The sequence below is a fragment of the Saccharothrix variisporea genome (assembly GCF_003634995.1).
Lineage (GTDB): Bacteria > Actinomycetota > Actinomycetes > Mycobacteriales > Pseudonocardiaceae > Actinosynnema > Actinosynnema variisporeum.
In genome coordinates this window covers 6,933,861-6,947,190 of the sequence record NZ_RBXR01000001.1, presented here as the reverse complement: position 1 = coordinate 6,947,190, position 13,330 = coordinate 6,933,861, and the positions used below count along the sequence as shown (strand labels likewise).

The 13,330-nt window shown below is 73.9% G+C and carries 14 protein-coding genes and 1 riboswitch; of the genes, 3 read left to right on the top strand and 11 right to left on the bottom strand.

Annotated elements, in window-relative coordinates; all coding sequences use genetic code 11:
• Positions 1-18: 18 nt before the first annotated feature.
• The gene (locus DFJ66_RS31695; protein ID WP_246029978.1) at positions 19-891 is read right to left on the bottom strand and encodes an ArsR/SmtB family transcription factor; all 873 of its coding nucleotides are present in this window, start codon (positions 889-891) and stop codon (positions 19-21) included.
• A 96-nt stretch (positions 892-987) separates the two neighbouring features.
• Here DFJ66_RS31695 and DFJ66_RS31690 point away from each other — a divergent pair, with 96 nt between their 5' ends.
• Positions 988-1,941 (top strand): hypothetical protein, encoded by a 954-nt coding sequence (locus DFJ66_RS31690; RefSeq protein ID WP_211351387.1) that lies wholly within the window; start codon positions 988-990, stop codon positions 1,939-1,941.
• Here the strand turns inward: DFJ66_RS31690 and cobA are convergent.
• From cobA to DFJ66_RS31675, 3 genes are all read right to left on the bottom strand, one after another.
• Complete coding sequence (cobA, locus tag DFJ66_RS31685; protein ID WP_121226621.1) at positions 1,883-3,103, bottom strand: uroporphyrinogen-III C-methyltransferase; 1,221 nt, start codon at positions 3,101-3,103, stop codon at positions 1,883-1,885. The genes DFJ66_RS31690 and cobA overlap by 59 nt on opposite strands.
• 62 nt (positions 3,104-3,165) lie before the next feature.
• Positions 3,166-3,435 (bottom strand): hypothetical protein, encoded by a 270-nt coding sequence (locus DFJ66_RS31680; RefSeq protein WP_121226619.1) that lies wholly within the window; start codon positions 3,433-3,435, stop codon positions 3,166-3,168.
• A 69-nt stretch (positions 3,436-3,504) separates the two neighbouring features.
• On the bottom strand, positions 3,505-4,287 hold the full coding sequence (locus DFJ66_RS31675) for a S1 family peptidase (RefSeq protein WP_121226617.1): 783 nt from the start codon (positions 4,285-4,287) through the stop codon (positions 3,505-3,507).
• A gap of 207 nt (positions 4,288-4,494) precedes the next feature.
• Between DFJ66_RS31675 and DFJ66_RS31670 the strand changes: the two genes are divergently transcribed.
• The gene (locus DFJ66_RS31670) at positions 4,495-4,881 is read left to right on the top strand and encodes a hypothetical protein (protein WP_121226615.1); all 387 of its coding nucleotides are present in this window, start codon (positions 4,495-4,497) and stop codon (positions 4,879-4,881) included.
• A 191-nt stretch (positions 4,882-5,072) separates the two neighbouring features.
• Positions 5,073-5,420, top strand: coding sequence for a VOC family protein (locus DFJ66_RS31665; protein WP_121232028.1), 348 nt, complete (start codon positions 5,073-5,075; stop codon positions 5,418-5,420).
• On the opposite strand, the gene DFJ66_RS31660 is transcribed toward DFJ66_RS31665, so the two are convergent.
• The 7 genes from DFJ66_RS31660 to DFJ66_RS43075 all read right to left on the bottom strand — a co-directional run bounded on the left by DFJ66_RS31660 (position 5,398) and on the right by DFJ66_RS43075 (position 13,328).
• A complete protein-coding gene (locus DFJ66_RS31660; RefSeq protein ID WP_121232026.1) occupies positions 5,398-6,666 on the bottom strand; it encodes a cobalamin biosynthesis protein in 1,269 nt (422 codons plus the stop codon). The two genes, DFJ66_RS31665 and DFJ66_RS31660, sit on opposite strands and share 23 nt — an antisense overlap.
• Positions 6,663-7,505: a bifunctional cobalt-precorrin-7 (C(5))-methyltransferase/cobalt-precorrin-6B (C(15))-methyltransferase gene (locus DFJ66_RS31655; protein ID WP_121226613.1), complete on the bottom strand. Its 843-nt coding sequence runs from the start codon at positions 7,503-7,505 to the stop codon at positions 6,663-6,665. The genes DFJ66_RS31660 and DFJ66_RS31655 overlap by 4 nt, the downstream gene beginning before the upstream one ends.
• 1 nt (position 7,506) lies before the next feature.
• A complete protein-coding gene (locus DFJ66_RS31650) occupies positions 7,507-8,556 on the bottom strand; it encodes a cobalt-precorrin-4/precorrin-4 C(11)-methyltransferase (protein ID WP_121226611.1) in 1,050 nt (349 codons plus the stop codon).
• A 65-nt stretch (positions 8,557-8,621) separates the two neighbouring features.
• Entirely contained in the window at positions 8,622-9,998 is a 1,377-nt protein-coding gene (locus DFJ66_RS31645; protein ID WP_246029977.1) for a cobyrinic acid a,c-diamide synthase CobB, read from the bottom strand.
• Positions 9,992-10,606 carry a cob(I)yrinic acid a,c-diamide adenosyltransferase gene (gene cobO, locus DFJ66_RS31640; RefSeq protein ID WP_121226607.1) on the bottom strand — a complete coding sequence of 205 codons (615 nt, stop codon included), beginning with the start codon at positions 10,604-10,606 and terminating at the stop codon, positions 9,992-9,994. Before cobO ends, DFJ66_RS31645 begins: the two co-directional genes overlap by 7 nt.
• Before the next feature lie 11 nt (positions 10,607-10,617).
• Positions 10,618-12,588 carry a putative cobaltochelatase gene (locus DFJ66_RS31635; RefSeq protein WP_121226605.1) on the bottom strand — a complete coding sequence of 657 codons (1,971 nt, stop codon included), beginning with the start codon at positions 12,586-12,588 and terminating at the stop codon, positions 10,618-10,620.
• 58 nt (positions 12,589-12,646) lie between these two features.
• Positions 12,647-12,717: riboswitch (cobalamin riboswitch) on the bottom strand.
• A gap of 8 nt (positions 12,718-12,725) precedes the next feature.
• Positions 12,726-13,328: a TetR/AcrR family transcriptional regulator gene (locus tag DFJ66_RS43075; protein ID WP_170199774.1), complete on the bottom strand. Its 603-nt coding sequence runs from the start codon at positions 13,326-13,328 to the stop codon at positions 12,726-12,728.
• Positions 13,329-13,330: the final 2 nt, after the last annotated feature.

Genomic DNA, 13,330 nt, shown 5'->3' with positions numbered 1-13,330 from the left:
CCCGGTGGGCGCGGCGGCTCACTCCATCAGCGCGTCGGCCCGAGCGGTGCGCATGTGCAGGACCATGCGGCCCTCTCGGCGGCTGGTCACCAGGCGGGCCGCGCGCAGGACGCCCACGTGCTGCGACACCGCCCCCGCCGTCACGCCCAGCCGGGTCGCCAGTTCCGCGGTCGACAGCGGGGTCGACAGCAGGCCCAGCAGCGCCGCCCGCGTCCGCCCGATCAGCGCCGCCAGCTCGTCGGAGGCCGCGGGCGCCGGGTCCTCCCACAGCGTCCCGAGACCGCGCGCCGGGTAGCGCACCACGCCCGGCCCGACCGGGTCGACCGCCGCCCACGCCCTGGGCCAGCAGAACGCGCTCGGCGACAGCACCAGCCCCGCCTCGGACAGGTCCACGCGGTGCGGCTGGTCGGCGCGCACGTCCGCGTACAGCACCAGCTCGCCGTCCGACCAGCTCACCTCCGGGTGCAGGTCGCCGAACACCGCCTCCGCGCCCCGGTCGGCCAGGACCGCGGCCCGGTGCGCGATGTCCGCCTCCAGCACCGCCGTGATCCGCTTCCAGAACGGCGCCACCAGCACCTCGTGGCACGTCCGCACGACGTCCGCCACCCGCGTCGGCACGCCGGCCAGCTCGGTCTCCAGGTCCGGCATCCGCACGTCCGGCACGGGCATCAGCACCGCGGGCTTCACGCGACCCGCCATCAGGTCCAGCACCACGTCCAGGTCCGGGATCTCCGCCACCCGCTCACGCGCCCACGACACCCACGGCAGGTGCACGGCGTGCGCTCCGGGCACGCGCAGCCCGTCCACCGCCATGACCGTCTCGAACAGGGGCGAGTACGCGAACCGCACCCGGGCCAGGCCGACACCGGCCAACGAGATCAGCACCGCCACCAGGCCAACCCTCCCTCGAGGCGGGGGACAGCCCCACCCAGGACCGGCCTGCCGACACCAGTGAGCCACACGCTACCGCCGAGCAGGCTCTACGGCATGACCAAGTCCTGGCACCGCCCCTCCCTGTGGGTCGCCGTCGCGATGGCCGTGCTGACCCTGATCCCCTTGGCCGGTCTGGTGTTCGACGACCGGGTGCTCAACGGCGAGCCGCTGTGGCTCAAGCCGTTCAAGTTCGGCCTCTCCCTGACGATCTACGCGGCCACCCTGTCGTGGATGCTCTCCCTGCCGCACAAGGGGAAGCGGTGGACGTCGGGGCTGGCCACGTTCATCACGGTGATCCTGTTCGCGGACGTGGCACTGGTCGGGATCCAGGCCGCGCGCGGCACGTTCAGCCACTTCAACTCGGTCAAGGGCGACCCGGTCAACCAGGTCGTGCAGTTCATGTTCGGGACGTCGATCCCGTTGATGTTCCTGGCCAACATCGTCCTGGCGATCTTCCTGTCCGTGCAGAAGCTCGGCGACCGCCCGACCACCTGGGCCATCCGATCCGGCCTCTACCTCGCGATCCTGGGCATGGCGTCGGGCTACCTGATGGTCTTCCAGGGCAAGAGCAAGCGGTCCGTGGTCACCGACGCGACCGGTCACGACATCAAGCTGCACGGCGGGCACGCGGTGGGGGTGCCGGACGGCGGACCGGGCATGCCGGTGACCACGTGGAGCACGACCGGCGGCGACCTGCGCATCCCGCACTTCTTCGGCATGCACGGCTTGCAGGTGCTGATCCTGCTGGGCCTCGGACTGGCCGCGCTGGGTCTGGCCGAACGCACCCGCCTGCGGCTGGTGGTGGTCGCGGCGCTCGGTTACGCCGGGGTGTTCGGCGCGCTGACGTGGCAGGCCCTGCGCGGTGAGCCCCTGGTGCACCCGGGACCCACCACGCTGGCCTCGCTGCTGGCCGTGCTCGCCGCCGTCGTGCTGGGCGTGGCGTGGGCGTTCAGGAAGACCGGAACGGCAGCTCCTGCGCCAGTCCGGCAACCGGTCCCACAACGATGATCGCGGGCGGGCGGATCGCGTGCTCGACGACGTCGGCGGCCAGGGTGTCCAAAGTGGACCGCACGACCCGTTGGGCGCGGGTGCTGCCCTCCTGCACGACCGCCACCGGGGTGTCACCGGGACGGCCGGCGCGCAACGCCTCGGCGAACGCGCCGGCCCGCTCCACGCCCATCAGGATCACGACCGTGCCACGCAGCCGCGCCAGGGCGTCCCAGTCGACCAGGGACCGCTCGTCGTCGGGGGCCACGTGCCCGGACACCACGACCACCTCGTGCGCCACACCCCGGTGCGTCACCGGCACGTCGGCCAGCGCCGGCACGCCGAACGCGCTGGTCACACCGGGTACGACGGTCACCGGGACACCCGCCTCGGCGCACGCGATCAGCTCCTCGAAGCCGCGCCCGAACACGTACGGGTCGCCGCCCTTGAGCCGCACGACGAACTTCCCGGCCTTGGCGTTGTCCACCAGCGTGGTGTTGATGAACTCCTGCGACGCCGCCCGCCCGTAGGGGATCTTGGCCGCGTCGACGACCTCGACGTGCTGGGGCAGCTCGTCCAGCAGCTCCTGCGGAGCCAGCCGGTCGGCCACGACGACGTCCGCGCGGGCCAGCAGCCGCCGCCCGCGCACGGTGATCAGGTCCGGGTCGCCGGGACCGCCGCCCACCAGCGCCACCCCGGCGAGCTGCTCGTGCTGGTCGTGCAGCGACCCGTCCCGCAGCGCCGCGAGCAGCCCGTCCCGCACCGCCGCCGACCGCCGGTGCTGGCCGCCCGCGAGGACGCCGAGCAGCAGCCCGTCGTGCTCACCGACCGCGGGCGTCACGGCGGTGCCCTGCACGGCCACGTCGGCGCGGACGCAGAACACGCGCTGCTCGGTCGCGTCGGCGGTGACCTGGGCGTTGACCTGGGGGTCGGACGTGCAGGCCAGCACGTACCAGGCGCCGTCGAGGTCCCCGGTCGCGTAGCGGCGGCGGTGCCACACCGCGTCCCCGGCGTCCACGATCCCCTGGACCGCGGGCGTGACCTCGGGCGAGACGACCTCGACCCGGGCACCGGCGGCGACCAGGCGCGGGAGGCGCCGCTGGGCGACCGTGCCGCCACCCACGACGACGACCCTCCTGCCCGCGAGGTCGAGGCCCACAAGGTAGTGCTGTTCACCGTGCATGGGTAGAAGCATCCACACCCGACCGGTCATGTCCAACCAGGCTCATCAGAGTGTGGGAAGCGCTACTTGGTGTCGATTTCGGCGCCCACGGCATCGGCGCTGGTGCAGGAGGTGCCGATCATGCCCTGGCCGGTCTGGATGGTGACCCACGGGCTGCGCGCGAAGGTGCCGTTCTCGCAGGCCACGACCACGCGGAAGGTGCCGGTGCCGGAGCACCAGCCGTTGCCGGTGCTGCCGTTGACCGAGGTGCCGCACGAGTAGAGGCCGGGGTCGGCGTGGGCGGTGGTGGCGGTGCCCATGAGCAGGAGTGCGGTGATGAGCAGTCGTCGCATGGGGTCGATCGGACCACGGGGCCCGTGCCCACGCCCGGCAACTCACCCGGACGTGGGCACGGCACCGCGTCAGGAGTTGATCTGCTGGGTGAGCACGCTGTAGTAGGCGGCGATGCGGGCGTAGACGCCCGGGTACCCGGCGAGCGCGCAGCCACGACCCCACGAGGTCGCGCCGATGAGCTTGCCGCCGGCGACCAGCGGGCCACCGGAGTCGCCCTGGCAGGTGTCCACGCCACCGTTCGGGTAGCCCGCGCACACCATCGAGGTGTTGCTGTAGTTGGAGTAGGCGGTCTTGCAGGTGGAGTCGGACGTGACCGGGACGGTGGCCTTCAGCAGGTAGCGCGACGCCGAGCCGCCGGAGGAGGTGGTGCCCCAGCCGAGGATGGTCGCGTTCGTGCCGGCCGCGTAGAGGGCGGTGTCGGACGGGGTGGCGAGGGGGAGGTAGGCGGAGGAGATGGAGCGGTCCAGGGTCAAGACGGAGACGTCGTAGCCCGAGGTGGCGGAGCGGTAGTTCGGGTGGATCCAGATCTTGGTGACGTTGGCGACGATGCCGGCCGTGCTCTGCTTGTCCTCACGCCCCCAGACGACCTTGGTGCTCGACGGGGTCCGCCCGCTGGTGCAGTGCGCGGCGGTGACGACCTTGGTCGCGGAGACGAGCGTGCCACCGCAGAACTGCCCACCGCTGGAGGTGGCGAGGTAGACGGCCCAGGGGTACTGGCTGATGGACGCCCTCGTACCACCGACGATGAACGGCTCGACGGTGTCCGCTTGCGCGGGGGCGACGGTGAGCAACCCGACCGCGGCGATTGCTGCGGCGAGAGCGGTGATCAGGCGATGCAGGGTTTTCGCCATGACGCTCTGTCCTTCCGGCAGGGATTCGACACGGCGGCGGACTTCCAGCTAGGCGGAAAACGGCGGCACCGACAAGCGGCAAATCCGGCTTCACACTTGACGACCCCGGGACGGCCGGCTCGTGCGGGGGGCAGCGGCAGGCACAAGCGACCACCCGGAGCGGCGGCCCGTACGGGTGCCGCCGGCAACGGGTGCCGCCGGCAACGGGTGCCGGCCGCAGCAGGTGCCGGCCGCAGCGGTGTCGGCGGCAGCGTCGGCGTCGGCGGCGGCAGCGGCAGCGGCGGCAGCGGCGGTGTCGGCGGCGGCAGCGGCGGTGTCGGCGGCAGCAGCGGCGTCGGCGGCGCCAGCGGCGGCGGCAGCGGCAGCAGCGGCAGCAGCAGCAACGGCAGCAGCAGCAACGGCAGCAGCGGCAGCGTCGGCGTCGGCGGCGGCAGCGGCAGCAACGGCAGCAGCAGCGGCAGCAGCAGCAGCAGCGGCAGCAGCAGCAGCGGCAGCAGCAACGGCAGCAGCGGCAGCGGCAGCGGCAGCGGCAGCGGCAGCAGCGGCAGCGTCGGCGGCAGGCGCGAGCAGCGGTGCCGGTGGCAGGGACGGTAGGTGGGTGGCGAGCGCGGGGCGTACGGCTTGGCGCGGATGTCGTACCTCTGCGGGACAATGAGCCCCAGGGGGCGCATCGGGCCGAATGTCGTACCCCCGTGGGACAATGGAAGCGGGGGCCGGAGGCCGCCGGGCGAAGCCGTTGTGCCAGGCCAGGTCGGTCAGAGGATCGCGAGCTTGTGGAGGGTGCCGTGGGAGTTCGTCGGGTCGTGCCGAACGTCCACTCCGCCGACATCCCCGCCGCCCGCGACTTCTACGCCCGCCTCGGCCTCCACCCGGTGATGGACCACGGCTGGATCACCACCCTCGCCTCCCCCGCCCACCCCTCCGCCCAGCTCAGCGTGATGACCGACGACCTCACCGCGCCCGTCACCCCCGACCTGAGCATCGAGGTGGACGACGTCGACGCCGTCTACGCCGCGATGGTCGACGCCGGGGCCGACATCCTCCACCCGCTCCAGGACGAGGACTGGGGTGTGCGGCGGTTCTTCGTCAAGGACCCGGCCGGGCTGGTGGTCAACGTGTTGGGGCACCGCTGACGCCGGCGACCCGCACGACCTCCGCCCGCACCGGACCCGGCACCTCCGGTCCGACACCGCGATCGACGTAAGCCACGGCCGCGCCGGCTTCCGCCAGGGCCACGGCACCATCGGCCACCACCCGGGTCCCGGGGCGCAGCAGGTGCCGGACCTGTGCCACGCACTCCTCGGAACCCACGACCACCGAAGCGCGCCGCAACTCCGCCTCGGCCCGGGGCGTGCGCTCGTCCGCCTCGCCGGGACCCAAGCCCACCAGCGCCAGCCGACCGCGCGGCAGCATCCGGGCCGCCGCCACGGTCGCCGCCGCGCCCTTGACCTTCTCCACGGCCATCTCGACCCGACCACCGGCGGACAGCTCCATCGCGCCGCGCAGTGCCGCCGCCTCGGCCACGGACGGGATGCCGATGGCCAACTCCGCGGGATTGGGCACCGGCACCACGGCCAGCTCCTCAGCCGGGTACACCAGCAGCGGAGCGACGCCGGAGTGCCAGAAGCCCCAGTCCTCCAACGCGTCGGCGATCCCCTGCTCGGACTCCTTGCGGTCCACGGTGGCGAAGGCGCGCACGGCTCGCAGGTCCAGGCCGCGGGTCTCCAGTTCGCCCAGCACCGCCGACACCGCCTGCGCGGACACCCCGCTGCTGGACCCGATGCCGACCACCAGCGTGCGCGGCACCAGCCGCACCACGTTGTCGCGCGGTCGGCCGGGTGGGATGCGGTCGTCGATCAGGACCGTCCACGCCGACTCGTGCGGAACCCTCGCGTCGAGCACCACGACGTTGTCCGGCAGCGCGGGCAGGGGGAAGCCCAGCGGGTTGGCCAGCAGGACCTCCTCGCCGGCGCGCACCGCCTCGCCGCACGCGGCCAGGTCGCCCTCGACGGCCACGTCCAGCAGCTCGACCAGCTCGTCCAGCGGCGACACGTCGGTGGAGGTGACGACCGGGGTGTTGTCCACCAGCTCCGCGACCTGCACGGCCAGCGCGTCGGCGCCGCCCAGCAGCGCCACGGTGAACCCGCCGTCCACGCACACCACACCGGGGTCGGAACGCTCGTCCCGCACCAGCGGCGCCACCAGCCGCACGGTGGCCTCCGTGCCCAGGAAGAACACCGCCGAACCCAGGCGCGGCCACAACCGCCGCAGCGCCGGCCGCACGGGACCGTCCGGGACGACGGCGTCCGGCCCCAGCCGCTTGGCCAGCTCGACCGCCGCCCGCCGCGCCGACTCGCCGGTCGCGAAGACCCCGATCACGACTTCCTCGTCCCCCACAGCACGGTCACCGGGTTCGCCGCGAGCAGCGTCCCGCCGGTCAGCCGCGCCGCCGACAGCTGGCTGCCCTCGACCTCGTACCCGGCCTGCGCCAACGCGTCCCGCGCGGGCAGCACCCGGTCCAGGTCGCCCGTCGCCACGACGACCCGGCCCGCGCCGACCCGGGCGCACTGCCGCACCACGTCCGCGCCGCCACCGCCGACGAACACCGCGTCCGGCCGGGGCAGGTCGGCGGCCTCGGCCAGCGGCGACTCGACGACCCGCACGTCCACGCCGTGCGCGGAGGCGTTGGCGATGATCCGCACGCACTGCACGGGGTCCTGCTCGACGGCGATCACGGCCGCCCCGAGCCGGGCGCACTCGACACCGACCGCGCCGGGTCCCGCGCCGACGTCCCACACCAGCACGCCGGGGCGCGGCGCGAGGCGGGACAGGGCCAGAGCGCGCACCTCGGCGGTGGCGACCATGCCTTCCCGGTGCGCGAAGTCGTCGTCCGGCAGCGCCCAGCCGCCCTCAGCTGGAAAGAAAGCGCTTTCCGCCAGGCACAGCAGGAAGTCCGGTGCACCCCAACGCCGCACCACCGCGTCCGCCGGGTCCAGAGTGGACAGTTCTCCGCCGTCGGACACGGTCAGCGCCCGCCGCCACCCGGCCAACCCGGCGGCCAGTTCGGCGGGATCGGCACCGGCGACGACGACGGCGGACCGGGCGCGGCACACGTTGAGCGCGTGCCGGAGGCCCACGGCCGCCGCGTCGACGACGGTCACCGAGTCCCACGACCGGCCGGTCGCGGTGAGGAACGCGTGCAGTGCGGCAACATCCATGTCAGTTGGCGCGCTTGGTCTTCTTGGCGGCACGCGGCGCGGCCGGCTTGCGCGGGCGCGGAGTCGTGCTCGCCTGGACGGTCGTCGGCTTCTTCTTCGCCGCGGCGACGGCGGTCTTGGGCTTGGGCGCTTCCTCGACCACTTCCTGCGCCTCGACGGGTTCGGGCACCAGCGCCAGCATCGGCACGGGCTCCGGCTCCGGGGCCGGCTCGGCGGTCACCTGCTTGGGCTTGACCCGGGCCGCCCGCGCGGTCTCCTGCCAGTCGTGCACCATCGACCACGCCGTCGCGGACGGCGACTCCCGCCGCTTGCCCCACTTCGCCGCCCGGGACCGCCGCACCGGCTCGTCCGCGGACCGCCGGGCCGGGGCCTTGAGCACGTCGCCGACCAGGAACAGCGTGGTGCGGTAGAGCTTGTGCTCCTTGACGCACGCTTCCAGCTCGCCCAACGTGGTCCGCGTGACCGTCTCGTCGGGCAGGGACACCTTGTAGGCCACCACGACCGGCGTGTCGTCGGCGTAGCCGCCCTCGCGCAACTGCTCCACGATCCGGGCCGTGCGCGCGCCGGACGCCGAGATCGCCAGCGTCGTGCCGTGCGCGGCGAAGTCCTTGAGGTGCTCGGCGCCCTCCGGCCCGGCCAGGACCAGCGACTGCGCCACGTCGGAGGCGGTCAGCTCACGCCCCACCGCCGCGCCCGCCGCCGACACGGCCGACACGCCGGGCACGACCTCCAGCTCCAGCCCCAGCTTCTGGCAGATCTCGTACTGCTCGCGCAGCCCGCCCCACAGCGCCGGGTCGCCCGCGTGCAGCCGCACCACCTTGAGCTTGCTCGCCGACGCGCGCCGGTAGACGTCGACCACCTCGGCCTCGGACACGCGGGAGAAGTCGACCAGCTCGGCGTCGGGCCGGGCGTGCTCGCGCACGCACTCGGCCTCCACGACGCTCGGGGCCCACACCACCACGTCCGCCTCGGCTATGCGCTTGGCGCCCCGGAGGGTGATGAGATCGGCGGCACCGGGACCGGCGCCCACGAAGGAGACCCGACCAGTCATCACAACTGCTCCCCACGACGTGTTCGGCTTGGTGGGCAACGACCGTACCGCGCCCGGGCGATCCACTAACGAGTGGCCTCGACCCGGACCTGCTCACTGTGACAAGCCCGCACAAAGCGGGTGATCGCGTCCGGAGCGGACGCCGGGTGGGTGTGCAGATAGGACGCATGCACCCCGCCGACCACGAAACCCTCGGCCACCGGCTTCAAATCATGCCCACGCCACTGCCAGGCCGGTTTGGCCCCCGCCGGCGCACTCATCGAAGTCCGGTGGAACTCGTGGCCGGTGATCCGCGTCCCCGCACGAGCCAGCACGGAGTCATAGGGGGCAACGGCGTCCCGGTAGCCCAACGTGAGCCGTGGAGTCATCGAGCCATCAGCGTCGAGCACCCCGCACATCGGCACCCCGTCCAGCGACCGCGCCAGGTACAGCAATCCGCCGCACTCCGCGTGCACGGGCGCACCCGACCGCGCCAGTGCCGCGACCGCCGCCCGCAACCCGGTGTTGGCCGACAGCTCGGCCGCGTGCTGCTCGGGGAACCCACCCGGCAGCACCAACCCGGCCGTGCCCTCCGGCAGGTCGTCGTCCCGCAACGGGTCCACGACCACGACGTCCGCGCCCGCCGCCCGCAGCAGCTCCACGTGCTCGGCGTACCCGAAGGTAAACGCAGCACCGCCCGCCACCGCGACGACGGGCGCACCCGACACCGCCGTCACCTCCTCGGCCGGGTCCCACGCGGGCACCGCCATCGACGGCACCTCGGCCGCGAGCCGCCGCACCGCGTCCAGGTCGACGTGCGCCGCGACCGCCTCCGCCACCGCGTCCACGGCCTCGACCGCGGCGGACCCGTGCTCGGCGGCGGTGACCAGGCCCAAGTGCCGGGACGGCAGCACGAAGCGGTCGTCGCGCGGCAGCACCCCCAACACCTCCAGCCCGACCTCCGCGCACGCCCCGCGCAGCACCTGCTCGTGCCGCGCCGACCCGACCTGGTTGAGCACCACGCCGCCCAGCCGCACGGTCGGGTCGTACCCGCGGAACCCGTGCAGCAGGGCGGCCAGGCTGCGGCTCTGGCCGCGCGCGTCCACGACGAACAACACGGGCGCGGACAGCAGCTTGGCCACGTGCGCGGTGGACCCGATGCCCTCGGTGTCCACCCGCCCGTCGAACAACCCCATCACGCCCTCGACCACGGCGATGTCGCAGCCGCGCGACCCGTGCGCGAACAGCGCCGCCACGCGGTGCTCCCCCACCATGACCGGGTCGAGGTTGCGCCCGGAACGGCCGGTGGCCAGCCCGTGGTAGCCGGGGTCGATGTAGTCCGGCCCGACCTTGAAGGGGGCCACCCGGTCCCCCGCGCGGCGCAGCGCCGCCATCAGGCCGGTGGCCACGGTGGTCTTGCCGCTGCCCGACGCGGGCGCGGCGACCACCAGGCGGTTCACCACTCGATCCCCTTCTGGCCCTTCTGCCCCGCGTCCATCGGGTGCTTGACCTTGGTCATCTCCACCACCAGGTCGGCGGCGTCGACCAGGGCCTGCGGCGCGTACCGGCCGGTGATGACGACGTGCTGGTGGCCGGGCCGCTCGCGCAGCGCCGTGACGACCTCGTCCACGTCGATCCAGCCCCAGTGCAGCGGGTAGGTGAACTCGTCGAGCACGTAGAGGCCGTGCTGCTCGGCGGAGAGCCTCCGGGCGATCTCCTGCCAGCCCTCACGGGCGGCGGCGGCGTGGTCCTCCTCGGTGCCCTGCTTGCGCGACCACGACCAGCCTTCGCCCATCTTGTGCCACTCGACGGGCCCGCCCTCGCCGGTCTGCTCGTGCAACCGACCCAGCGCGCGGAAGGCGTTCTCCTCGCCCACCTTCCACTTGGCCGACTTCACGAACTGGAAGACGCCGATCGACCAGCCCTGGTTCCACCCGCGCAGCGCGAGGCCGAAGGCGGCGGTGGACTTGCCCTTCATCTCCCCCGTGTGGAGGACCAGCAGCGGGCGGTTGCGGCGCTGCCGGGTGGTGAGACCGTCTGTGGGCACGACGGCCGGCTGTCCCTGGGGCACTGCGGGCTCCTTTACGCGGCGCGTGCGGCGCGCACGACGCCGGCGACCTGGTCGGCGGACAGTTCTTCGAGGCGCAGGCACACCGCGTCCAGCGCTTCGGCGACGCGGCCGGCGAGGCCGAGCCGGAGGTGGCCGGACTCGCAGTCCACCACCACGGCCGCCACGTCGTCGGCGGCCAGCAGTCCGGCCGCGCGCAGGGCGTCGCGCATCGGGTCGCCGCCGGTGCCGGTGGCGGTGGCGCGGCCGTCGGTGAGCAGGACCAGCAGCGGACGGCGGCGCGGGTCGCGGACCCGTTCGGTCTGGAGCACCTTCCGCGCCCTCAAGAGCCCGTCCGCGAGCGGGGTCCGGCCGCCCGTGCGGAGCTGCCGCAGGCGAGCGGCGGCGGCGTCCACGGAGTTCGTCGGCGGGAGGGCGGTCTCGGCGCTGCCGCCCCGGAACGTGATCACGCCGACCTTGTCCCGCCGCTGGTAGGCGTCGCGCAGCAGGGAGATCACCGCGCCGCTGACCGCCGACATGCGCTGCCGGGCGGCCATCGAGCCGGACGCGTCCACCACGAACAGGACGAGGTTGCTCTCCTTGCCCTCCCGGACCGAGAGCCGCAGGTCGGTGCCGCGCAGCACCAGGCCGGGACCGCTGCGCCCGCGCACGGACTGGTGGGGTGCCGCCGCGCCCAGCGTGCCGACCAGGTGCAGCCCGCTGCCGTCCACAGTGGACGACCGCACGACCCGCCCGGTGCGCGCCCGCGCCCGCGACCTCTTGCCCGGCGCACCCTCGCCCACGCCCGGGACCTGCAACAACCGCGTCCGGAACGACGGCGCCGGCGCGTGCGTGCGCTCGGACCCGGTGCCCTGGCCGGCGGTGGACCGTTCCGGCGACTCGGGCGACTCGGGCGGCAGACCGTCGTCAGCGCCCTCGGGCAACCCGCCACCGTCCGGACCATCGGGGTCGGGTTCGGGCTCCGGTTCGGCCGCGTGCTCGGCGCCCTGCTTCATGGCGTCCTCGAGCTGCTGTTCCTCCAGGCCGGGCTCGTCGAACGGGTCGCGGCGCTTGCGGTGCGGCAACGCGAGCCGGACGGCGGCCTCGACGTCGGCCTCCTCGACCTCGTCGGCACCCCGCCAGGCGGCGTGGGCAACGGCCGTGCGCGCGACCACCAGGTCCGCCCGCATCCCGTCCACCTCGAAGGCCGCGCACACGGCCGCGATCCGCCGCAGCTCGGCGTCGGGCAGCACGACCCCGGGCAGCCGGTCCCGGGCGGCGACGATCCGGGCGGCCAGCTCGGCGTCCTGCTCGGCCCACCGCGCGGCGAACCCGGCCGGGTCGGCCTCGTAGGCGAGACGGCGGCGGATGACCTCGGTGCGCGTGGCCACGTCCCGAGCGGCCTTGACGGAGACGGTCAGCCCGAAGCGGTCCAGCAACTGGGGCCGGAGCTCGCCTTCCTCGGGGTTCATCGTGCCGACCAGCAGGAACGAGGCCGCGTGCGACACCGAGACACCTTCGCGCTCGACGTGCGCACGACCCATCGCGGCGGCGTCGAGGAGGAGGTCGACCAGGTGGTCGTGCAGGAGGTTGACCTCGTCCACGTAGAGGACGCCCCGGTGCGCGGCGGCCAGCAACCCGGGCTGGTAGGCGCGCACGCCCTCGGTCAACGCGCGCTCCAGGTCCAGCGATCCGATCAACCGGTCCTCGGTGGCGCCCACCGGCAGTTCGACCAACCGCGCCGGCCGCCGCTCGGGAACACCGGCGTTGTGCGGGCCATCGGGGCACTCGATCTCCACCGCCGGGTCGCAGGCGAAGCGGCAGCCCGGGACCACGTCCAGCTCCGGCAGCAGCGCCGCCAGCGCCCGGACCACGGTCGACTTCGCGGTCCCCTTCTCACCCCGCACCAGCACACCGCCGATCCCGGGGTGCACGGCGTTCAACAGCAGGGCCAAGCGGAGGTCGTCGTGGCCGACGACGGCGGAAAAGGGGAAACGCGCGCCCATGCGGCGGTGTCCTTCCTCGGGTGTCCACGCCCGTGTCCGGTCGAGTCGTCCGGGGGCCGAGTTCCTGACTCCCGGATTCACCCTCCGGTCACAGTGGCGGGACCGTGCCGGATTCGCACCGGCTTCCTCGCGCACCCCTACAGCGCAGGCATCGTCGCATCCCGGCCGGCACCGACCAAGTCCCCGGTCAGCACGGCCCGCGCGAGCGCGATCACACCGGCCCGCACCTGCGGCACCGGCAGACCGACCCGGTGCACCAGGTGGTGGAGGTGTTCGCCGCGCAGGTTGGCCAGCAGGGCGTGGGCCAGGAAATCGGCGTCCTCATAGGGCCTGACCTGCGCGATCAACGCGGACAACCTCGAGTGCGTGAGGTCGAGGTTCGCATCGCACCCACTGCCCCGCGCCGACACCACCTCCAGCGCCCGGACCACCGGCAGGTTGGCCATCACGTGGTCGAACAGGGTGCCCACGAACGTGATCACCCTCTCGTCCGGCGGCCGGTCGGTGGACGTCACCAGCACCTCGGACTCGGCCAGCCACGCCTGCGCGCTCTCCGCCACGACGGCCTGGACCAACCCCTCCCGGTCGCCGAAGCGCCGGAACACCGTGCCCTTGCCGACCCCCGCCGCCGCGGCCACGTCGTCCATGTTCACCCCGTCGAGCCCGCGTTCCCCGATCAGCCGGGACGCGGCGGCGAGGATCGCGGCCCGGTTGCGGGCGGCGTCTCGGCGTTCGGGCACCA